The organism is Streptomyces sp. CB01580 (assembly GCF_001905795.1).
In the GTDB taxonomy this organism is placed as follows: Bacteria; Actinomycetota; Actinomycetes; order Streptomycetales; family Streptomycetaceae; genus Streptomyces.
Map to the genome: position 1 here is coordinate 207,962 of NZ_LIXJ01000008.1, position 21,665 is coordinate 229,626.

The 21,665-nt window shown below is 72.6% G+C and carries 18 protein-coding genes and 1 pseudogene; 12 read left to right on the top strand and 7 right to left on the bottom strand.

The features are described 5' to 3' along the window. Positions 1 to 11: 11 nt before the first annotated feature. Together treY and glgX are read right to left on the bottom strand one after the other, a co-directional pair. A complete protein-coding gene (treY, locus tag AMK22_RS15025; RefSeq protein ID WP_073785198.1) occupies positions 12 to 2,438 on the bottom strand; it encodes a malto-oligosyltrehalose synthase in 2,427 nt (808 codons plus the stop codon). A 275-nt stretch (positions 2,439 to 2,713) separates the two neighbouring features. Continuing rightward, a complete protein-coding gene (glgX, locus tag AMK22_RS15030; protein ID WP_073785200.1) occupies positions 2,714 to 4,924 on the bottom strand; it encodes a glycogen debranching protein GlgX in 2,211 nt (736 codons plus the stop codon). Between the two features lie 399 nt (positions 4,925 to 5,323). On the opposite strand from glgX, the gene AMK22_RS15035 reads away from it, so the two are divergent. Both AMK22_RS15035 and AMK22_RS15040 read left to right on the top strand, forming a co-directional pair. After that, complete coding sequence (locus AMK22_RS15035; protein ID WP_073785202.1) at positions 5,324 to 6,556, top strand: SAV2148 family HEPN domain-containing protein; 1,233 nt, start codon at positions 5,324 to 5,326, stop codon at positions 6,554 to 6,556. 76 nt (positions 6,557 to 6,632) lie between these two features. Continuing rightward, positions 6,633 to 7,361, top strand: coding sequence for a 3'-5' exonuclease (locus AMK22_RS15040; RefSeq protein ID WP_073785204.1), 729 nt, complete (start codon positions 6,633 to 6,635; stop codon positions 7,359 to 7,361). Between the two features lie 101 nt (positions 7,362 to 7,462). On the opposite strand, the gene AMK22_RS15045 is transcribed toward AMK22_RS15040, so the two are convergent. Continuing rightward, positions 7,463 to 8,329, bottom strand: a complete 867-nt coding sequence (locus AMK22_RS15045; protein WP_073785206.1) for a phosphotransferase enzyme family protein — start codon at positions 8,327 to 8,329, stop codon at positions 7,463 to 7,465. A 193-nt stretch (positions 8,330 to 8,522) separates the two neighbouring features. Here AMK22_RS15045 and AMK22_RS40835 point away from each other — a divergent pair. The 4 genes and pseudogenes from AMK22_RS40835 to AMK22_RS15065 form a co-directional block, all read left to right on the top strand. After that, positions 8,523 to 8,795 (top strand): annotated as a pseudogene (locus AMK22_RS40835) (sugar ABC transporter permease); the annotation flags it as partial. A 517-nt stretch (positions 8,796 to 9,312) separates the two neighbouring features. Then, complete coding sequence (locus tag AMK22_RS15055; RefSeq protein WP_073785208.1) at positions 9,313 to 10,515, top strand: S8 family peptidase; 1,203 nt, start codon at positions 9,313 to 9,315, stop codon at positions 10,513 to 10,515. A 122-nt stretch (positions 10,516 to 10,637) separates the two neighbouring features. Next, entirely contained in the window at positions 10,638 to 11,213 is a 576-nt protein-coding gene (locus tag AMK22_RS15060) for a DUF1697 domain-containing protein (RefSeq protein ID WP_073785210.1), read from the top strand. Continuing rightward, positions 11,210 to 11,608, top strand: coding sequence for a nuclear transport factor 2 family protein (locus AMK22_RS15065; protein WP_073785212.1), 399 nt, complete (start codon positions 11,210 to 11,212; stop codon positions 11,606 to 11,608). Before AMK22_RS15060 ends, AMK22_RS15065 begins: the two co-directional genes overlap by 4 nt. Before the next feature lie 151 nt (positions 11,609 to 11,759). Here the strand turns inward: AMK22_RS15065 and AMK22_RS15070 are convergent, their stop codons facing one another. Then, entirely contained in the window at positions 11,760 to 12,614 is an 855-nt protein-coding gene (locus tag AMK22_RS15070) for an ATP-binding cassette domain-containing protein (RefSeq protein WP_079186164.1), read from the bottom strand. A gap of 14 nt (positions 12,615 to 12,628) precedes the next feature. Beyond that, positions 12,629 to 13,516 carry an aldo/keto reductase gene (locus AMK22_RS15075; protein WP_073785214.1) on the bottom strand — a complete coding sequence of 296 codons (888 nt, stop codon included), beginning with the start codon at positions 13,514 to 13,516 and terminating at the stop codon, positions 12,629 to 12,631. A 392-nt stretch (positions 13,517 to 13,908) separates the two neighbouring features. Here AMK22_RS15075 and AMK22_RS15080 point away from each other — a divergent pair, with 392 nt between their 5' ends. After that, positions 13,909 to 14,514 (top strand): helix-turn-helix domain-containing protein, encoded by a 606-nt coding sequence (locus tag AMK22_RS15080; RefSeq protein ID WP_242433980.1) that lies wholly within the window; start codon positions 13,909 to 13,911, stop codon positions 14,512 to 14,514. Positions 14,515 to 14,598: 84 nt separating this feature from the next. Here AMK22_RS15080 and AMK22_RS15085 read toward each other — a convergent pair whose 3' ends face one another. Continuing rightward, positions 14,599 to 15,447 (bottom strand): IclR family transcriptional regulator, encoded by an 849-nt coding sequence (locus tag AMK22_RS15085; protein WP_073785218.1) that lies wholly within the window; start codon positions 15,445 to 15,447, stop codon positions 14,599 to 14,601. A 254-nt stretch (positions 15,448 to 15,701) separates the two neighbouring features. Continuing rightward, complete coding sequence (locus AMK22_RS15090; RefSeq protein WP_073785220.1) at positions 15,702 to 16,670, bottom strand: zinc-binding dehydrogenase; 969 nt, start codon at positions 16,668 to 16,670, stop codon at positions 15,702 to 15,704. Between the two features lie 355 nt (positions 16,671 to 17,025). On the opposite strand from AMK22_RS15090, the gene AMK22_RS15095 reads away from it, so the two are divergent. The 5 genes from AMK22_RS15095 (at position 17,026) to AMK22_RS15115 (ending at position 21,531) form a co-directional block, all read left to right on the top strand. Continuing rightward, positions 17,026 to 17,961 carry a VOC family protein gene (locus AMK22_RS15095; RefSeq protein WP_073785222.1) on the top strand — a complete coding sequence of 312 codons (936 nt, stop codon included), beginning with the start codon at positions 17,026 to 17,028 and terminating at the stop codon, positions 17,959 to 17,961. Next, positions 17,958 to 19,265 carry an aromatic ring-hydroxylating dioxygenase subunit alpha gene (locus AMK22_RS15100; protein WP_073785224.1) on the top strand — a complete coding sequence of 436 codons (1,308 nt, stop codon included), beginning with the start codon at positions 17,958 to 17,960 and terminating at the stop codon, positions 19,263 to 19,265. Before AMK22_RS15095 ends, AMK22_RS15100 begins: the two co-directional genes overlap by 4 nt. Further along, on the top strand, positions 19,262 to 19,609 hold the full coding sequence (locus tag AMK22_RS15105; RefSeq protein WP_073785226.1) for a bifunctional 3-phenylpropionate/cinnamic acid dioxygenase ferredoxin subunit: 348 nt from the start codon (positions 19,262 to 19,264) through the stop codon (positions 19,607 to 19,609). Before AMK22_RS15100 ends, AMK22_RS15105 begins: the two co-directional genes overlap by 4 nt. Further along, positions 19,606 to 20,820 (top strand): NAD(P)/FAD-dependent oxidoreductase, encoded by a 1,215-nt coding sequence (locus AMK22_RS15110; protein WP_073785228.1) that lies wholly within the window; start codon positions 19,606 to 19,608, stop codon positions 20,818 to 20,820. The genes AMK22_RS15105 and AMK22_RS15110 overlap by 4 nt, the downstream gene beginning before the upstream one ends. A 150-nt stretch (positions 20,821 to 20,970) precedes the next feature. Further along, positions 20,971 to 21,531 carry a 3-phenylpropionate/cinnamic acid dioxygenase subunit beta gene (locus tag AMK22_RS15115; protein ID WP_073785230.1) on the top strand — a complete coding sequence of 187 codons (561 nt, stop codon included), beginning with the start codon at positions 20,971 to 20,973 and terminating at the stop codon, positions 21,529 to 21,531. The last annotated feature ends 134 nt before the right edge of the window (positions 21,532 to 21,665 follow it).

Genomic DNA, 21,665 nt, shown 5'->3' on the forward strand with positions numbered 1-21,665 from the left:
CCGGACCGCCCTCAGCCGGTCCCGGTCCGGGCGAGCAGCGCCACCGGCCGTTCGGCGAACAGCTCGGCGACCGCGACCGAGGGCCCGGTGAACTTCCGGCCCGGAGCCAGCAGATCGGTCCACGGCCCGTCGTCCGGGAGCACCAGATCCGTGCCGTGCCAGCCGCCCGACTCCGCCAGCCGCAGCGACAGCCGGGTCACCGCCGTGACCACCTCGTCCGAGCGGCAGAACGCCAGACAGTGCGCGGCCGCCGGACCGCGCGCGCTCAGCGGGACGTACGTACCGGACTCCCCGAACACCCCGGGCCGCTCGCGCCGCAGCCGCAGCACCACCGACGTGAGTTCCGCCTTCTCCTCGCAGGGGCCGTCCTCGGGCGGGAGGCGGAAGGGCCGCCGGTTGTCCGGGTCGACCAGCGCCACGTACTCGCGTTCCGTGCCCTGGTACAGATCCGGCACCCCCGGCATCGTCAGATGCACCAGCGCCGCGCCGAGCACATTGGCCCGCGCGTACGGGGCGAGCGTGGCCGTGAACCGGTCCAACGTCTCGCGCACCCGACCGCCGTCCGCCGCCGGTCCGGCCGCGACGAAGTCCGTCACCGCCCGCTCGTACCCCGGATCGCGCTCGGTCCACGTGGTGGACAGCCCCGCCTCGCGCACCGCCTTCAGCAGCGCCGGTTCCAGCCGTCCCGCCGCCTCCCCGGCCGGCAGCCGCGCGCAGCCCGCGGCCGTCTGCCACGCCTGCCAGGCGAACTGCTCGTCGGGCGCGGTCGCGGGGGTCGTCCGCGCCAGCTCCACCACCAGCCAGGACCACTGCTCCGGGCACTCCGTCAGCACCGCGACGCGAGCCCGCACATCGGCGCTCCGCTTGGTGTCGTGCGTGGTCAGGACCGTGCCCGTGGCGGGCCGGTCCCGGGCCAGCCGGGCGCAGAACGCGTGGAACTCGTCCGGCGTCACGGCCGGCCGCCCGGGGTCACCGCCCACCTCGTTCGCCGAGACCAGCGGGACGTACCGGTAGAACGCCGTGTCCTCGACCGACTTGGCGCGCAGCGCCGACGCGGTCTGCGCGAACCGGGCGCAGAACGCGGCCCGGTCGGGCCCCCCGCCCAGCCGTCCCAGCGCCAGGTCCCGCACCACGTCCACCGCCGACGCCTCCTCCGGTACGGCGAACGCCGCCTTCGCGTCGCGCACGACCACGTCCGGCAGCGTCTCCGGGGGCGTCCCGGGTTCCACATCCGGGGGAGCCCCCGGGACCACCGCGGAGCCCGCCCCGGGGCACGGACCGCCCGCCGTCACGTACGCGCGGTAGACCGGCATGCGCACCAGCAGCTCGCGAACGGCGGCGTGCAGGGCCCACGGCGCATGGTCGCGCAGCGCGGGGTCCTCGGCGCAGACGCGTGCGGCGAGCCTGGTGAGCAGGCCGGTCTCGGCGGCCAGCTCGTGCGTCACGACCTCGTGCGCGGCGCGCCGGACGGTCGCCTTCCACGACCCGCCGCGGTCCATGGCCGGTCCCGCGTGCTCCCGGTAACGCCCGATCAGCTCCGCGGCCCCCATCGGGTCGACGAAGAGGCCGTCGATCCGGTGCAGCGCGTCGTACCCGGTCGTGCCCGCGACGGGCCAGTCGGCGGGGAGCGGCTCGTCACCGGTGAGGATCTTCTCCACGACCGTCCACCGCCCGTCGGCCGCGTCCGCGAGTCGCTCCAGATACGCCCCGGGATCGGCGAGCCCGTCCGGGTGGTCGACGCGCAGCCCGTCGATCACCCCGTCCCGGACCAGTTCGAGGATCTTGCCGTGGGTGGCGTCGAAGATCTCCGGGTCCTCGACGCGTACCCCGATGAGGCCGGAGATGGTGAAGAACCGGCGGTAGTTCAGTTCGGTACGGGCCAGCCGCCACCAGCAGAGCCGGTAGTGCTGGGCGTCCAGCAGCTCCGGCAGCGGCAGGTGCGCGGTGCCGGCCCGGAGCGGGAACTCCTGCTCGCCGTGGCGGAGCACCTCCCCGTCGACCCGGAACGCGTCCAGCTCGTCGCCGATCCGCCCGCCGAGCACCGGCAGCAGCACCCTGCCGCCGCCCGCCTCCCAGTCGATGTCGAACCAGCGCGCGTACGGTGACGCGGCGCCCTCGCGCAGCACTTCCCACAGCGGGCGGTTGAGGCGCGGCACGGCCGCCATGTGGTTCGGCACGATGTCCACGACCAGCCCGAGGCCGTGCTCCCGGGCCGTACGGGCCAGCCGCCGCAGCCCCTCCTCGCCGCCGAGCTCGGCGCGCACCCGCCCGTGGTCGACCACGTCGTAGCCGTGCCGGGAGCCCGGCACGGCCTCCAGGACCGGGGAGAGATGCAGATGCGAGACCCCGAGCGCGGCGAGGTAGGGCACGGCGTCCTCTGCGGCCGGGAACGGGAAGTCGGGCTGGAGCTGGAGCCGATAGGTGGAGGTGGGCGTCATGCGCCGTTACGTACCCGGCCCGCGCGCCCCTGTGTCACGGAACGCCGCAAAGGGCCCGACCGGCGGTGTCGCGGCCCGCCCCGCGACGCGCCGGGGCGTGCACGCCTGGAACCCGCGCCCGATGCCCGCGCCGGGCGTGCACGCCGCGTGCGGACACCGCTCACGCCCCGCGCCGCGCGTACGCCGGACATCCTCGCGCCCCACGTCCCCGCGTCCCGCCGCGCACGTACGCGCGGGCGTGCGAGACGTCCGCACCGGACAGTCGTGCGCGGCGCCTACGCCGGGCGCTGGAGCACCGCCATGCTCCGCCCGACCAGCGTCACCCGTTCGCCCGCCGACACCTTCGGCCCGCAGCCCGGCAGGACCCCGGCCGGGCGCGCCGTGTCGACGACCACCATCCACTGCCGCCCGTGATGCACCGGCACGCGGAACTCCAGGGTCTCGGCGCTCGCGTTGAACATCAGCAGGAACGAGTCGTCGGAGATCCGCTCGCCGCGCGGCCCCGGCTCCGAGATCGCGTGGCCGTTGAGGAAGACCGTCAGCGCCTTGGCGTGCGCCGCCTGCCAGTCCCGCTGCGTCATCTCCCGGCCCCCGGGCGTGAACCACGCGATGTCCGACAGCTCGTCGTGCGTGCCCTCGACCGGACGGCCGTGGAAGAACCGGCGGCGGCGGAAGACCGGATGGTCGCGGCGGAGCCAGACCATCGCCCGGGTGAACTCCAGCAGGCTGCTGCCCAGACCGTCCGCCTCGCCCGCACCGTCCTCCCCCTCGCCGTCCTCCGCCCCGGACCCGCCGTCCATGACGCCGCCCTGCGGTCCGCTCCGCGCGGCGTCGGCCGGGTCCGGCCAGTGCACCCACGACAACTCGTTGTCCTGGCAGTACGCGTTGTTGTTGCCGCGCTGGGTGCGCCCGAACTCGTCGCCGTGGCTCAGCATCGGCACGCCCTGGGACACCATCAGCGTGGCGACGAAGTTCCGCATCTGCCGCATCCGGAGCTCCAGGACCTCCGGATCCTCCGTCTCGCCCTCCGCCCCGCAGTTCCAGGACCGGTTGTAGCTCTCGCCGTCCCGGTTGCCCTCGCCGTTTGCCTCGTTGTGCTTGTCGTTGTACGCGACCAGGTCGTGCAGCGTGAACCCGTCGTGGCAGGTGGCGAAGTTGATCGAGGCGAGCGGGCGCCTCCCGTCGTCCTGGTACAGGTCGGAGGAGCCCGTCAGCCGTCCGGCGAACTCGGCGAGCGTCCGCGGTTCGCCCCGCCACAGGTCCCGCACGGTGTCCCGGTACTTGCCGTTCCACTCGGTCCACAGCGGCGGGAAGTTGCCGACCTGGTAGCCGCCCTCGCCCACGTCCCACGGCTCGGCGATCAGTTTCACCTGGCTGACCACCGGATCCTGCTGCACCAGGTCGAAGAACGACGACAGCCGGTCCACCTCGTGGAACTGCCGGGCCAGCGTGGCCGCCAGATCGAACCGGAAGCCGTCGACGTGCATCTCCGTGACCCAGTACCGCAGCGAGTCCATGATCAGCTGGAGCACGTGCGGCGACCGCATCAACAGGGAGTTCCCCGTCCCCGTGGTGTCCATGTAGTACCGCTGGTCGTCCGCGAGCCGGTAGTACGAGGCGTTGTCCAGGCCCCGGAAGGAGAGCGTCGGCCCCAGGTGGTTGCCCTCGGCGGTGTGGTTGTAGACCACGTCGAGGATCACCTCGATGCCCGCCTGGTGCAGTGCCCGCACCGCCTGCTTGAACTCCAGCACCTGCTCGCCGCGGTCGCCCCAGGACGCGTAGTCGTTGTGCGGGGCGAAGAACCCGATCGTGTTGTAGCCCCAGTAGTTGGCCAGCCCCGCGTCCACCAACCGGTGGTCCTGGACGAACTGGTGAACGGGCATCAGTTCGATCGCGGTGACGCCGAGTTCGGTCAGGTGGGCGATCACCTCCGGATGGGCCAGTCCCGCGTACGTCCCGCGCAGCTCCTTCGGGAGCCCCGGATGGAGCATCGTCAGGCCCTTCACATGGGCCTCGTAGATCACCGTGCGGTGGTAGTCGGTACGCGGCCGCCGGTCGTCGCCCCAGTCGAAGTACGGGTTTACCACGACCGAGGTCATGGTGTGCGGCGCCGAGTCGAGGTCGTTGCGCGCGTCGGGCCGGCCGAACGGATAGCCGTACACCGCCTCGCCCCACCGGACCTGCCCGGCCACGGCCCTGGCGTACGGATCGAGCAGCAGCTTCGCCGAATTGCAGCGGACCCCGCGCTCGGGCTCGTACGGGCCGTGCACCCTGAAGCCGTACCGCTGTCCGGGCATCACCCCGGGCAGATAGGCGTGACGGACGAAGGCGTCGGTCTCCCTGAGCTCCACCGCCGTCTCGGAACCGTCGTCGTGCAGCAGGCACAACTCGATTCGATGGGCGGCCTCCGAGAAGACCGCGAAGTTGGTCCCGGCGCCGTCGTACGTGGCTCCGAGGGGATACGCCTGTCCCGGCCAGACCTGCATAGCTTCGACTCTTCCACTTCTGATCCGGGTGCCTGGTGGTTATGGGTCGTTCGAGCACGGTCTCTCATAAATATTCCGTATCTTCTCGATCTTCCCGAATCTTCCCCGAAATGGGGGCGGCTTCCTAGGACGTCGCGCGGGCCGGTCAACATCGGTCCGCTCCGTGTCGCCCCCAGGGCCGGAATCCCGGGCCCCGAAATCGCTCCGGCCCCGGAACGAAGCCTCGGGCAGAGGGTCCAATCGCTATGAATCCGCTCACTACGGCGGATCTCGCCCCGGGGAACGCGCTTTCCCCGTTGGGGAGTTGATGAAAGCGGCCTGTGCATCCGGCTGCACCGGATCGTGCTCGCGGAGTACCCTTCCTTGATCGTTGGTGGGGGAGTGGAAGGCGGTGCACGGGTGAGCTCGGAAGGCTTCGAGCTGCCCCCGGGTGACACAGGTCACGAGGGGGAATCCGCCGATGCCCCACCAGGGGCGGTCTCGCTTGCCCGGCCCGTGGAGATCGGTGCGGAACTGGACTGGGGGGCGGACGCCTGGAGCGAGGTGCGCACCCGAGCCCAGCGGGCCGGACGCGCCTACATCTGGCTGAACCTCGTGGAGCAACGACTGCGGGCCGTGGTCGCAGCGGTGCTCCGGCCCATCTACGAGCCGGTCCACGGCGAGGAGTGGGTGGTGGCCGCCGCCGGGCCCGCCGGGCAGGAGTGGGTGCAGCGTGCCGTCGCCGTGCGCGAGGTCTCCCGACGCAAGGGCTATCTGCTCGATCCGGCCGACGACAACGTGCTCAGCTTTCTCACCCTGCCCCAGCTGCGGGAGCTGCTGGTCCAGCACTGGCCGTGCTTCGAGCCCTACTTCGACGACCGCCGCGAGGTCGAACTGGCGCTCGACGAGCTGGAGGTCGCGCGCAACGTGGTCTCCCGCAACCGCGCGCTGAACGAGGCGGTCCTCGCCCAGGCCGAGCGCGCCTCCGCCCGGCTCCTGGAGATCCTGGGCGGCGGCGCGGCGGTCCCGTCGGCCGACCGGCTCCCGGTCGACGCCGTCGAGGAGCTGGTCGGCGACCGGTACGCGGACGTGGTGTCGGTCCATCCCGACCGGGTGCGGCTCCAGCGCCAGCTGCCCGCCGAGGACCTGTTCGGCGGCTCACGGCGCCTCGACGCGATCGGCATCGGACTCAACCTGCTGGTGCAGAACTTCTCCGGCCGCAGGCTGATCCGGCTGGCCGAGTCCGGCTGCCGGGTCCGGCTGCTGTTCATCAACCCGGCGAGCAGCGCGGTCAAGCGGCGCGAGCGGGAACTGGGCCTCAAGAAGGGTGAACTGAGCCGGTCCGTGGAGATGAACATCCTCCACATGCGCCGCGTCCGTTCCAAGCTCCGCGACCCCGGAGCATTCGAGATCCACGTCTTCGACGAGACACCGCGCTTCACGGCCTACCTCGTGGACGGAGACGGGACGGACGCGGTCGGGGTGGTGCAGCCGTATCTGCGGCGCGCACGCGGCATGGAGTCGCCCGTGCTGGTGCTGCGGGGCGGCGGGCGCGCGGTGGTGCGGGCAGGCCAGGACAGCGAGCACGGCCTGTTCGAGACGTACCGCGAGGAGTTCGAGTCCGTGTGGACGGACTCCCGTCCCGTCTCCTGAGGGGCCGTGAGCCCGTTGTCAGTGGTGCGTGCGAGGGTGGTCACCACATGGGGGAGGAACACGAAGGAGGTACCCGATGAGCTGGCACCGGGAGGCGCTGGTCGGCTTCGACCTGGAGACGACGGGCACGGACCCGCTGGAGGCCCGGATCGTGACGGCCGCGGTCGTGGGCGTCGAGACCGGGGACGGGGAGCCGGTGCGGCAGCGCACCTGGCTGGCGGATCCGGGCATCCGGATCCCCGCGCAGGCGTCGGCGATCCACGGCATCAGCAGCGAGCGGGCGGCGGCCGAGGGACGGCCGGTGCGCGAGGTGGCCGACGAGATCGCCGACACGCTCACCGGCCACTGGCGCCGGGGCGTCCCCGTCGTCGCGTACAACGCGGCCTTCGACCTGACGCTGCTGACGGCCGAGCTGCACCGGCACGGGCTGCCGTCCCTGAGCGACAGGCTCGACGGCGCCGGGATCGGACCGGTCGTCGACCCGTACACCATCGACCGGGCCGTCGACCGCTACCGGAAGGGTAAGCGGACCCTCGAAGCGGTCTGCGTCGAGTACGGGGTGGTGCACGGCGGCGCCCATGACGCGGCGGCGGACGCGCTCGCCGCGGTCCGGGTGGCGTACGCGATAGCCGAGCGGCACGGCTCGGTGGCCGGGCTCGCCGCCACCGAACTGCACGAGCGCCAGGTGGAGTGGTACGCGCGATGGGCGGCCGACTTCCAGGAGTTCCTGCGCCGCAAGGGAACCGCGGACGCGGTGGTGGACGGCCACTGGCCGTTGCGGGAGCCCGCCCGGGTGGCCGGCTGAGGCGGGATCGTGCCCCGGCCCACCGGGCTCACCGGGCGGCCTCCGCTCCGCCGGGGTCGCACGACGGCCGTCGGCCTCGTCGGGAAGCCCGGGACGGGGCCTCAGAACGGATACCACCGTACGGTCGTGTCCCCGTCGCGCAGCGACGCCACCCTGCGGCGGAACTCCACGAGCGCCTTGGGGTTCGTCGGCGCGTGCTGGGACACCCACGCGCAGCTCGCCGTTTCCCGGGCGCCGCGCAGTACCGCGCAGCCGTCCCACTCGCGGACGTCCCAGCCGTACGCGGCGGTGAAGGCGTCGTACGCCTCGGTGGGCAGACCGTACCGGTCCCGGGACAGCGCGAGCACCACCAGATCGTGCTCCCGCAGGTCCGCCGAGAAGGTCTCCAGATCGACCAGTACCGGCCCGTCCGGGCCGACGTGCACGTTGCGGGGGAGGGCGTCGCCATGGATCGGACCGGGGGACAGACGCGGGATCAGCGTCGCCGCGGCCGCGGCGAAGCCGTCACGGCGCTCACGCAGATAGTCGGCGTCGGCCGGGTCGATCGCGTCGCCCGCGAGCCGTAGCCAGCGCTCGACGCCGCCCAGCAGTTCCCGGGGCGGAAGCGCGAACCCGTCCGGGGCGGGCAGGGCGTGGACCAGCCTGAGCAGCCCCGCCAGATCGCGCGGCTCGGCGGGGCGCACGGCCGTCGGCAGCCGGTGCCAGAACGTCACCGGATGACCCTCCACCAGCCGCACCCCGGGCTCCGCCGCCCGTACGGCGGGGACGCCGGAGGCGGCCAGCCACCGTGCCACCGCCACTTCGCGCTCGGCCCGGTCCCGCAGCTCCGGGCTGCGCACGGCGTCCCGGCCGACCTTGACCACCAGATCGTCCACGGCGAACACCGCGTTCTCGCCCAGCGCGAGCAGCTCCGCGCCGCCGGACAGTCCGGCAGCGACCAATACCTCACGCGCACGCATTTCGTCCATGAATCTGATTTTCGCACTCAAGGTCGGCCGGGTTGACGAACCGACGGCCCGTCAGCACGATGACGAGGATCACCTGAGCGTTCAGAGCGGTAAGAATCCGATCAAATAACGCAAGGGGTCCCATTCGTGACATCAGCCAGCACAGCCGTGCGAACGGGGCGAAAAAGCCCGCGTAGGTGGACCGTACGGGCGTCGGCCCCGACCGCCCGGAGCCCGTGCCCGGTCGGCCGGCGGCGGCCCGGGTGCCTGGTTCCTCGTCCTTCCCGCGCTGATCCCGATCCTGGTCCTCAGCGTCGGACCGCTCCTCCACGGCGTCGCGCCGGCCTTCACCGATGCCCAGTCCGGCCGTACCCGTGCCACCCAGTGGGTGGGCACGCTGAACTTCCAGGACCTGCTGCACGACACCCTCTTCTGGGAGTCGTTCCGGATCGGTCTGCTGTGGGCGGTCGGTGTCACGGTCCCGCGTCGCGATGGTCTGACGGTGAGTCCGGAGCAGACCGTGGCGGAGGTTCCGCTCGCCGGACCGATGGGGCCTTCGGGGTGCGGCTCGTACGGGGCCGAGGGCCGGGGTGCCGCGCCGTCGGGCCCCGGGCCCCGGGCCCGGCGCGGTACGGGGCCCGAGCCGGGCTCGTGTGAGCCCGGGGTCGGCCGCGGGCCGGGACGGCGCCGACGGTCGGGGGCGTAAACAAGCCGAGTCCTCGTCGGCGCGCGCGGCCCGGTGCGGTCCGCCTTCCCTCGTGCGAAGCGTACGGGCCGTCCTGGCGAGGGCGTCGGAGCCGTGCGAATGGTCCATCTTGGGGTGCCCGCGCCCGACTTGGGCACGCCTGGCCGAATTCCTATTACAAAACTTTGTTGTGTAAGTCACAGCCGCAAGAAGGTCTTGATCTGAGCGCGTCAATCGGCCAGGGTTTCGAGCCAACCCCCGGAGATCTTCCGGCCGGAGGTCAATCCCCCCACAAAGAATGACGAGGAGACCCCTCTTCATGGCTATTCACAAGCGCGCACGCCGGATCAAGCTCACCGCCGCGATAACCGCCGTGGCGGCGGCTGCCGGAGTCACCCTGCTGAACACGCCCGTCGCCGGAGCCGCGTCCGCTCCCGCGATGGGCGTCGTCTACGGCGCCGACGCGGCGGACGCCGTCCAGGGCAGCTACATCGTGATGCTGGACCACAAGGCCGACAAGTCGAAGCTGGCCAAGAAGTACGGCGGCAAGCTCGACCGGAACTTCACGTCCGCCGTCAACGGCTTCTCCGCCAGCGGCCTCTCGCTCACCGAGGCCAAGCGACTCGCGGCCGACCCGGCCGTCTCCAAGGTGGTCCAGAACAAGAAGTTCCACATCGACGCCACGCAGGAGAACCCGCCGTCCTGGGGGCTGGACCGGATCGACCAGACCGAGACGGCCGGCGACGACGCGTACACCTACCCGGACAGCGCGGGCGAGGGCGTCACGGCCTACGTCATCGACACCGGTGTCCGCACCACGCACAGCGAGTTCGAGGGCCGGGCCACCTCCGGCTACGACGCGGTGGACGACGACGACAGCGCGGACGACGGCAACGGCCACGGCACGCACGTGGCCGGGACCATCGCCGGTGCCAGCTACGGTGTCGCCAAGAAGGCGAAGATCGTGGCCGTCCGGGTCCTCGACGACTCCGGCTCCGGCACCACCGAGCAGGTCGTCGCGGGCATCGACTGGGTCACCGCCAACCACGAGGGCCCCTCCGTCGCCAACATGAGCCTCGGCGGCGGCGCGGACGAGGCGCTCGACGCCGCGGTCCAGAAGGCCATCGCCTCCGGGGTCACGTTCGCCGTGGCCGCGGGGAACGACTCCTCCGACGCGAGCCAGACCTCGCCGGCGCGCGTCCCCGAGGCGATCACCGTCGCCTCGTCCACGGTGGACGACGAGCAGTCGTACTTCTCCAACTACGGCTCGATCGTGGACATCTACGCACCCGGTTCGGACATCACCTCGTCCTGGAACGACAGCGACGACGCCTCCAACACCATCTCCGGCACCTCCATGGCGACCCCGCACGTCGTCGGTGCCGCCGCCATCTACCTCTCCGGACACCCGGACGCCACCCCGGACGAGGTCGCCACGGCGCTGACCGAGGGCGCCACCCCCGACGCGATCTCCAACGCGACCGAGGGCACGCCCAACAAGCTGCTCAAGATCGTCGAGTAGTCGCCCCCCGGGCGTGACCGGTGTCCGGACACCGGTCACGCCCGGGGCCCCACGGCCGCCGTGCCCTCCCCCACGGGGCGCGGCGGCCGCTCCGCGCGGGCGCGTCGTCCTATGGTGTGACCATGACGATGTACGCGGCGCTGTTGCGCGGGATCAATGTGGGCGGCCACAAGAGGGTGCCGATGGCCGAACTCCGCACGCTGCTCACCGAACTGGGCCACGGAGACGTCCGTACCCATCTGCAGAGCGGCAACGCCGTCTTCAGCAGCCCGTCGGACGACGAGAACCTGCTCGCCGCCGAGCTGGAACGGGCCATCGAGAAGCGGTTCGGGTTCGCCGTCCCCTGTCTGGTCCGCGACGGCGCCTACCTCGCGGCGGTCGCCGCGGCCTGTCCCTTCCCGGCCGCCGAGCTGGAGGGCAGGCAGTTGCACGTCACCTACTTCGGGCAGCCCGTGGACGCGGCGCGCTTCGAACGGATCGAGGCGGCGGACCACCTCCCCGAGGAGTTCCGGCTCGGGGACCGTGCGCTGTACCTCTACGCACCCGACGGGCTGGGCCGGTCCAGGCTCGCCGACGCGCTGTCCCGCCCCTCCCTCGCCCCGGGCATCACCGCCACCTCCCGCAACTGGAACACCGTGCTCAAGCTGGTGGAGTTGACGGCGGCCGGGGAGACCACGCACCAGGGAGCCGGCGCATGACCGGGACGCCACCCGGCGTGGCCGCGGCGGTGGAGGGCGAGCTGCGCCTCCTCGACCCGGCGGTACGCGCCTGCGCCGACGTCCTCGCCCAGGTGCTGCACCCGGACTACCGCGAGATCGACTCCACCGGCCGGGTCTGGGACCGCGACGCGATAATCGCCTCGCTCACCGGTCGGGGCGCCCCGCGCCCCGGCCCCCTCACCGCGTCGCGGATGCGCGGGGTCCAGCTGGACGGCGGGCTGGTCCACCTCACCTACGACACCGAACGCAAGGGGCACCTCGCCCACCGCAGTTCGCTGTGGCTGTTCACCGGGACGGGCTGGGCGCTCTACTTCCACCAGGCCACACCGTTCGCCGCGACGGCAGCGGACATCGTTCCCCGCGCCGACGACTGAGCCCGCGCGGCGGCACGTCACGGGCTGCGAGCCGCGGCGAACGGACCCCTGCGCGGGCGATGGCCGCGCTCGTCGGTGGGCGGTCACGGTCGTCGGTGGACGGACGCGGACAGGCGTGGACGGTCGCGCGGTCGGGGGCGGACCCGCTCGTTCAGCGGCGTGCGGCCCGGTGGGCCCGCGCCGTCCACCGGCCGTCCGTACGGGAGATCCGCACCGGATGTCCGAAGCAGTCGCTGACCAGGTCGGTGGTCAGCACCTCGTCCGCGTCGCCCGACGCCACACAGCGTCCGCCGCGCAGCAGCATCGCGTGCGTGGTGGACGCCGGCAGCTCCTCCAGATGGTGTGTGACCAGGACGGTGGCCAGCTCCGGATGCTCCTCGCGCAGCGCGTCCAGACTGTCCAGCAACTGCTCGCGGGACGCGAGATCCAGGCCCGTGGCCGGCTCGTCGAGCAGCAGCAGGCGCGGCTCGGGCATCAGCGCGCGGGCGATGAGCGTACGGCCCCGCTCGCCCTGCGAGAGCGCGGGCCAGCGCGACTCCGTCTTCCCGCCCATGCCGAGGGTCTCCAACAGGGTCCCGGCCCGGTTTCGCTGCTCCCGGGTCGGGGACCAGCGAGGCACCGGCTCGATCGAGTTGGTCAGACCGGTCAGCACCACCTCGCGCACCGACAGCGGGGAACGCAGCGGATGCCGCGGATCGACATGCCCGAGCATCGACCTCAGCTCCCGCAGATCGACCCGGCCCAGGGTGCGTCCGAGCACCTCGACGGTGCCCCGGGTGGGGTGGTTGACCGCGCCGAGCAGACCGAGCAGCGTGCTCTTGCCGGCCCCGTTGGCGCCGAGCAGGGCCCAGTGCTCACCACTGCGCACGGTCACGGACACCGAGTCGAGCAGGACGTTGCCGTCCCGTACCAACGAGACCGCCTCGGCCCGGATCACCGGGGCGGCCGCGCCGCGAGCGGGTGCCCCGGCCGGGGCGGGAACGGGGGTGGTGGTCTGCGTGGTCACCTACGAGCACTCCTTCATGCGGGGCGGGTCCTTCGGGCGGGCACGAGCCCTTCCAGACGGCTCATGTCCTCGGCGGACAGCCGGACCTCCCGAGCCCCCATGTTCTCCGCGAGATGGACGGGCGAACCGGTGCCGGGGGTGGGGCACAGGACGGGGGAGCGGTGCAGCAGCCAGGCGAGGGCGATCTGCCCGCGCGTGGCGCCGTGCCGATCGGCGGCACCGGTGAGTGCGGCGCCCGCCTCGCCGGTCAACGCCCCGTCGGCCAGCGGGAACCAGGGCAGAAACGCCAGGCCGTGGGCCTCGCACACCCTCAGTACCGCGTCCGACGAGCGGTCGAGGAGATTGAACCGGTTCTGCACCGAGGCGATCCCGGTCAGGGAGAGGGCCTGCTCCAGCTGGTCGGCGGTGAGGGTGTCCAGACCGATATGGCGGATCTTACCCTCCTGCCTCAGCTCATCCAGTGCGCCCAACTGGTCGGCCATGGGCACCTCGGGGTCCAGCCGGTGCAGCTGGTAGAGACCGATCCGTTCCGTCCGCAGGCGTCGAAGGCTCGCCTCGCACATCGCCCGCAGCCGCTCGGGGCGGCCGTCGACGTGCCAGGCGCGGTCGCTGGTGCGCACCACACCGCCCTTGGTCGCGACCACCAGTTCGTCCGGGTACGGGTGCAGGGCCTCGGCGACCAGTTCCTCGGCCAGACCGGGGCCGTAGTTGTCGGCGGTGTCGACCAGCGTGACCCCCTGTTCGACGGCCGCCCGCAGCACCGCCACCGCCTCCCGCCGCTCCCCGCGCGGTCCCCAGTAGCCGGGACCGGTCAGCTGGGCGGTGCCGTAGCCGAGGCGGCGCACGGGCGACCCGCCGCCCAGCAGGAACACGTCGTCGAGGGGGTGTGACACGGGAGACATGCGCAAAGGCTAACGGCGACGGTGCGCCGTGCCGTGAGGCCCCGGCCTCGGACGGCCGCCGTCGGCCGGGGAATGGGCGGCCGGGGTGGGTAACCACTCAGCGAGAGAGCGGGAGGCGCTGTGCAGTGTCCCAGATGCGGCAAGCAGATGAGCCGTAACGTCGGTGGCTGGTGGACCTGTTGGAGCTGCGGCAACACCCAGCCCGGATACGGGGCGCCCTCGGCGTCCCGGCCGGTCGTGGGCGCAGGCGTGTCGATGTATCGCGTGCTCATATGAGACCGGCTCCGGCACCGGTTCTGGGACCCGCTGCGGGACCGGCGAGATCCCTGCCGTCTACATCGATCTCCCGCTTCCCGCCGTCCGGGGCCGCCCAGGTGCCCTATGGTGGTGCGGTGTCGACAGGAAACACCGTGGTCGCGCGCAACATGCGCTTCCTCAGAGAGCAGCGCGGGTTGTCGCTGGCCGAACTCGCCCGCCAGGCCGGGCTGGCCAAGCAGACGCTCTCCAAGGTCGAGCTGGGCACAGGAAATCCCACGGTGGAGACGCTGTTCGCGGTCGCGGCCGCCCTCGGCGTGCCGGTGACGCGACTGGTGGCCGAACGCGAGCAGGTCATGACGGTGCGTCGGGGCCGGGACGCGTCCTGGCAGGAGCGGTCCGGCTACGAGGTCCGCAGCCTCGACCATGTCTACGGCTCGGGTGTCATCGAGAACTACGTGCTGCGGATCCGGGGCGAGGGGCACTCGCAGCCCCACCCGGTGGGCACGCTCGAGCATCTCTACGTCATCAGCGGCCGGGTCAGGGTGGGCCCGGAGGACAGCCCGGTGGAGCTGTCCGCCGGTGACTTCGTACGTTTCCCCGGCGACCGCCCGCATCTGTACGCGTCCCTCGACGGGGAGAGCGTGGTGCACATCGTGGTGAGCGTGCCGCGGGTCCAGCCGGGCACCGGCGGGGTGCACGGCGGTGTGCGCCGCGAGAACGGCGTGGCCACCGAGGACTGACCCCCGACGGGCGAGCGACGCCGTCGGCGCCCCGGCGGCACGTCGTCGCGCGACGGTGCCGGGGTCCGGGCGGGGCGGCGCGGTTCAGGCGGCCGCGGGCTCCGCCGACGCAGGGCGGCGACGACCGCGCGGGCGGGCCGCGGCGCCCAGCTCCCTGGCCGCCTCGAAGGCGACCCGGCGCAGCTCCGGCGCGACCCGGGCGGGTTCGAAGCGGTGCAGTGCGCCGGAGACCGAGATCGCGGCGACCGGGCGGCCGGCCGCGCCCATGACCGGCACCGCCACGCACGTGACGCCCGGCAGGATCTCCTCGCGCTCGTACGCGATTCCCTCGCGCCGGACCCGGTCCAGTTCGGCCCGGAACTCCGCCGGATCGGTCACCGAGTGCTCCGTCGGCGCGGGCAGCCCCTGGGCGATGGCCAGCTCCGCCGCGTCGTGGTCGAAGGCGAGCAGCGCCTTGCCGACCGCGGTGCAGGACGCGGGCAGCCGCGAACCGATCCGGGTGGGCGTACGGGCCCGGCGGTGGCCGTGCAGCTTGTTGACGTACATGACGTCCGTGCGGTGCAGCACCGCCAGGTGCACGGTCTCGTGGGTGAGGACGTACAGCTCGGTGAGGAAGGGGAGCAGCCGTTCCTGGAGCATCAGCGGCGTCGGCCCGTAGGCCCGGCGCCCGATGTCGAACAGCTGGGGGCCGAGCCGGTAGCTGCTCCCGACGCGCTCGACGACGGCGTTGCGCTGGAGGATGCCCAGCAGCCGGAACGCGGTGGACTTGGTGAGCCGGGTACGGCGGGCGAGTTCGCTGACGCCGACCTCGCGGTCCTCCTCGGCCAGCGACATCAGCAGGGTCAACGCCTTGTCCACGGCGGTCTGCTGATCCTGCGAGGGGCCGGTGCCGGACGCGCTCCCGGCATCGGTGGTCGAGATGGGGTCGAGCATGTCCGCCTCCGCAACACTCCGGCGACCACTTCAATGGACGCATGTCCACTTTAGATGACTGTCTCGGCGTCGTGAAGAGCAAAGGCTCCGCAAAATGGAGAAAGTGGTGCCTCGCATGTCATATCCGAGGGGCCGGGTGACCGGGGGGACACGTACCGTGTCCGGGCGGCGTACGCGGCGCCTCACCCGCAGAACCGGGCCGGACGGGCGTCGCGCGCACCGTCGTCCGGCCCGTGTCCGGCGCGCGGTCCCGGTCAGGGGCGGACGATCACCTTCCCCGTGACCTCACCGTCGATCATGGCGCGGAAGCCGTCGTGGATGGCGGTCAGCGGGATCTCCCGGTCGATCCGGGGCCGCACCCCGGCACTCTCCATGAACCGCAGCAGCGACACGAACTCCTGGCGCGTTCCTCCGGTGGAGCCCAGCACCCTCTGCTGGAGGTAGAAGACCCGGTTCAGGTCGGCCGGCGGGTTGGCCCCGCTGGTCGCGCCGGCCACCACCACCGTGCCGCCGGCCCGCAGCGAGCGCAGCGAGTGGGACCAGGTGGCCTCGCCGACCGTCTCCACGACCACGTCGACCTTCTCCGGAAGCCGTTCCCCGGTGGGCAGCGCCACATGGGCCCCCATCTCCAGGGCCGCTTCCCGCTTGGCCTCCGACCGGCTGGTCGCGTACACCCGGGCTCCGGCCGCCCGCGCCAGCGTGATGGCCGCCGAGGCCACACCGCCCCCCGCGCCCTGCACCAGCACCCGGTCGCCGGGACGTGTCCGGGCCTGGGTGAACAGCATCCGGTACGCCGTCAGCCAGGCCACCGGCAGACAGGCGGCCTCCGCGAAGGACAGCGCGGCAGGCTTGGGGATCAGATTCCGCCGCGGTACGCACAGGAACTCGGCGAACGCCCCGTCGTGCCGCTCCGACAGCAGCGCCCGGCCGGGGTCCAGGGTCTCGTCGCCGCCCCCGGCCTGCGGGTCGCCGATCACCGGATGGACGACGACCTCGTTCCCGTCCTCGTCGTACCCGGCCGCGTCACAGCCCAGCACCATGGGCAGCCGGTCCGCCGGGTGGCCGACCCCGCGCAGCGTCCAGATGTCGTGGTGGTTCAGCGCGGCCGCGACCACGCGGACCACTGCCCAGCCGGGCGGGGCCACCGGGACGGCGACCTCGCGCAGCTCCAGCCCGCCGAGCGGATCGGCGGGGTCCTGGCGTACGGCGACGGCGGCGAGCATCGGTCCTCCTGGGGGCGGGGCGTCATCGGGATCGGCGCACGGGCACCTGCCGGCGCACCGCGCGAACCTCCGACCCTTCCCGGACCGGGCGTCCGGCGGCCAGCGGCCGTGCCGGAAAGCGGCACGAACGTCCGGCGGGCCCGCCGGAACCGGCCCGACCCGGCGGACACGCAGGGCGCGGGCGCGGCCGGTGACCCGGCGCCGGGCGGGCGGGACCCGGACGCGTTCCACAGGGCGGCACAACGCGTGGCAGCGCCGCCCGGGACGTCGTCTGCTGGGTGCTGCCCGTACGGACCGATCAGCCCGTCCGGCCCCCGCCCGTACCCCCTGACCAGACCTGAAGGGACGGCCCGTCATGCAACTCAGCGGACTGGGATACTTCGGACTCCGCACCCGGCACGTCGACCGATGGCGCGCCTTCGCCGAGGACGTGCTCGGACTGTCGGCACGGACCACCGAGGACGGGCTGCGGCTGCGCGCGGACGACCGGGCCTGGCGCATCGCCCTGCACGAGGCCGACACCGAGGAATTCGGCTACGTCGGCTGGGAGGTGCCCGGCCCCGCCGAACTGGCCGCCGCCGCGGCGGAGCTGGCCGCCGCCGGTGTCGAAGTGACGCACGCCGACGAGCGGTTGCTGCGCGAGCGCGATGTGCTCGGTCTCTTCCACGTCGAGGACCCCGACGGCGTCCGGGTCGAGATCTTCCACGGCGCCCGTACCGCCGTCACGCCGTTCGTCTCGCCGACCGGCGCCCGCTTCGTCACCGGCGAACAGGGCTTGGGCCACGTGGTGTTCTCGGTGCGCGACTACGCCGCGACGCTCCGGTTCTACACGGAACTGCTCGGCTTCCGGATCTCCGACTTCTGCGACCTCGGCCGCAAGCGCATCGCGTTCCTGCACACCAATCCGCGCCACCACTCGCTCGCCTTCGCCGGGCTCGTCATCGAGCCCGAGCGCAAGCCGCGCAAGGACGTCGACCCGGGCGAGCTGTTCCACTTCATGCTGGAGGTCGACGACCTCGACACCGTCGGCCACGCCTACGACCGCTGCCTCGAAGGCGCCGCGCCCGTCGCGCTCACCCTCGGCCGGCACAGCAACGACAAGATGCTCTCCTTCTACGCGATCACACCCTCCGGCTTCGAGATCGAGTACGGCCACGGGGCGATCACCGTCTTCGACCCGTGGACCGCGACCCGTGTCGACGGCACCAGCCTGTGGGGCCACCACCGACCGCCCGCCCCCGCCGTGCCCCCGGCCCCGTCCGCGGCCGGCCCGGAAGGAGCCACGGCATGAGCGCCCTGAACCGCGCCCCGGCCCCCTCCGTCGACGTCAGCGGGTACTTCGACATCGACCAGGGCCTCGTCGACCGCGGGATCTTCAGCGACAGCGGGCTCTATCAGCAGGAACTGCGCCGTGTCTTCGCGCCCAGCTGGCTGTTCCTCGCCCACGAGTCCCAGTTCGCCAAGCCCGGTGACTTCTTCAGCACGTACATGGGCGAGGACCCGGTCATCGTGACCATGGGCAAGGACCGGCGCATCCGGGCCTTCCTCAACGCCTGCCGGCACCGCGGCATGCGGATCTGCCGCGCCGACGCCGGAGCCACCAAGGCGTTCACCTGCAACTACCACGGGTGGTCCTTCGACACCTCCGGCAAGCTGATCAACGTCCCCAACCGTGAGGGCTATCCGGCCGATTTCGACGAGAGCCGCTGGGGCCTGATCGAGGTCGCCCAGCTGGACACGTACAAGGGCCTGATCTTCGCGACCTGGAACCCGGACGCCCCCGCGCTGGTCGAGGCGCTCGGCGGCATGACCTGGTACATGGACGCCATGCTCGACCGCGACCCGGAGGGCACCGAGGTCGTCGGCGGGGTCCACAAGTGGGTGCTGGAGGGCAACTGGAAGCTCGCCGCCGAGCAGTTCTCGTCCGACTGGTACCACGTCAACATCTCGCACGCCTCCGCCCTGATGGTCATGTCACCCACCGGCAAGGGGCCCAAGACCGAGATCGTGCAGACGCCGGGCCGCCAGTACACCGACCCGAACGGGCACGGCGCCGGCTTCCCGACCCACCCCAAGAGCCGTTTCGACGACCAGGTGGTGCACGAGTACTACGACTACGACCGGCTGCGCGAACGCCTCGGCAAGGAGCGCGTCGAGGGTCCGATGACGACCGGACACGCCAACGTCTTCCCCAACTTCTCCTACCTCCCCGTGAACGGAAGCATCCGCGTCTGGCACCCCAAGGGCCCGGACCGGATGGAGGTCTGGGCATGGACGATCGTCGACAAGTCGATGCCCGACGAGGTGAAGAACGCCCAGCGGCTCTACAACCTCCGCACGTTCGGACCCACCGGCATCTTCGAGCAGGACGACGGCGAGAACTGGAGCGAGGTCCAGGCCACCGCGCACGGCTTCGTGGCCGGCGGCATGGCACTCAACTACCAGATGGGCATCGGGACGGGAGCCGAGGACGGCGTCCACCCCGGTACCACCGGACACCTGTACTCCGACGGGGCCGCCCGTGGCTTCTACACCCGCTGGCGCGACCTGATGAACACCCCGGCCTGGCACGAGAAGGCGGCTGAAGAACGATGAACACCACCGGCAACGTGGTCCGGGTCGCCGACGTCGGCGACATCGAGGAGGGCGAGGCCCTCCAGGTGCCCGCCGAGCGGACCGGCCACCGCGACGCCATCGCCGTCTTCCACGACGGTGGCGCATACTACGCGCTCGACGACACCTGCTCGCACGGCCAGGCGTCGCTCGCCGACGGCTGGATCGAGGACGGCGAGGTCGAATGCCCCCTGCACAGCGCCCGCTTCTGCCTCAGGTCGGGCGAGCCGCAGTGCATGCCCGCCACCATCGCCGCCCGGACCCACAAGGTCGAGGTACGAGAGGGCGGGATCTGGCTGCACCCCGGTCAGGAGCCCACGGCATGAAGAGGATCGCCCTGGTGGGCGCGGGCATCTCCGCCGTCTCCACCTGCGACGCGCTGCGCTCCGGCGGATACGACGGCGAGATCGTGCTGCTGAGCGACGAGGAGGGCGTGCCCTACGACCGTCCGCCGCTCAGCAAGGACGTCCTGCTCGGCAGGGCCACCGTCCGCGACGACGTGGCGCTGCGACCGGCCGACTGGTACGAGAAGCAGCGCATCGACCTGCGGCCCGCGACCGCCGTGACCGCGCTGCGCCCCGACGAGGGCGTACTGGAGCTGGCCGACGGCACCGAGTTGACGGCCGACCGGATCGTCCTCGCCACCGGCGGCACCGCCCGCACCCTGCCGGTGCCGGGCGCCGACGACCCCGCCGTGCACACCCTGCGCACATGGGCCGAGGCCGAACTCCTGCGCTCCCGGCTGACCCCGGGGGCCCGGATCGCCGTCGTGGGGGCCGGTCTGATCGGCGCCGAGACCGCGGCGGTCGCCGCCGGACTGGGCTGCCGGGTCACCCTCGTCGACCCGGTGCCCGTGCCGCTGACCGCCGTCGTCGGGCCCGACATCGCCCGTGCGCTGCACGACCGGCACCGGGCCGCGGGCGTCGACGTCGTCACGGGCGGCGTGGAGCGCATCGACCGGGCGCCCGGCGCCGACGAGGTCACCGTCACCGTCGGCGGCCACGCCTCGCCGATCACCGCCGACACGGTCGTCGTCGGCATCGGGATCCGGCCGGACACCGCGCTCGCCGAGGCCGCCGGGCTCACCGTCGACAACGGCATCGTCGTGGACGCCGCCCAGCGCACCTCGCACCCGAGGGTCCACGCGGTCGGGGACGTCGCCCGCCGCGCCGACCATCCGGTGCGCCACGAGCACTGGGACGCCGCGCAGCGCTCCGGCCAGGCCGCGGCCGCCGGACTGCTGGGGACGGACGCGCCCGGCGAACCGGCCTCCTGGTTCTGGTCCGACCGGTACGGCAGCCGCCTGGAGGCGGTCGGCTCGATGGCCGACGCCGAGGAGACCGTACGCCGCCCGGAGACCGGGTCCGCCGCGTTCACCGTGTTCGGGCTGCGCGCGGGACGGGTGGTCGCCGCCGCGGCGATCGACCGGCCCAAGGACATCAAGGCCGCCCAGCGGCTGATCGCCCGCGCCGTCGCCGTCACCCCGCAACGGCTCGCCGACGAGTCCGTCGAGCTGCGCGCCCTGCTGCGCGGCTGACCGGCCACGCCCGCCCCTTGTCGTTCCCCGCCGTCCGGCAGCCGGCCGAGGTCCACCGCCCGGCCCGTGCCGCGGACCGGCACACCCGCTCCCCGCGCCCGCCGCCGTGCGATGGGATAGCCGACGCAGCGCGGCCTTCTAGGAGGATCCATGAGCATCCACACCCAGGACTCCGCCGCCCACACCCGAGGTGCGGCGCTGGACGACATGCTGCTCCACTTCGAGGTGCAGCGTTTCTACACGCTGGAAGCCCAACTCCTCGACCAGCACCGCTACGCCGACTGGCTGGAGCTGCTCGCCGAGGACCTGCACTACTGGGCGCCGGTACGGACCAACCGGCTGCGGCGCCAGCAGTCGCTCGCCGACGGCGCCCCGGGCGAGGTCGCCGTCTTCGACGAGACCAGGGCGAGCCTCGCCTGGCGCATCCGGCGGTTCGACTCCGGCATGGCCTGGGCCGAGGACCCGCCGTCGCGCACCCGGCACCTGATCACCAACGTCGCCGTGCGCGTCGGTGACGAACCGGGCACGTACGTCGCCGAGTCCGACTTCCTGGTCTACCGCAACCGGCTGGAGCGCGAGGTCGACGTGTACGCGGGCGGCCGTACGGACCTGCTGCGCCGCGGGGAGGACGGCAGGCTGCTGATCGCCCGACGCCACATACTCCTCGACCAGAACGTGCTGCTCGCCAAGAACATCAGCACATTCCTCTGACCGCGCGCCCCCTCCTGCCGCACACCGGGCCCGTTCTCCGACCGCCGCCCGCCGTGCGACGCCCGGCACGCGCGTGGCGACCGCCCTTCCCGCACCCGCGGCAACGACCGCCCGCCGTTCCTGCCCCGTACCGA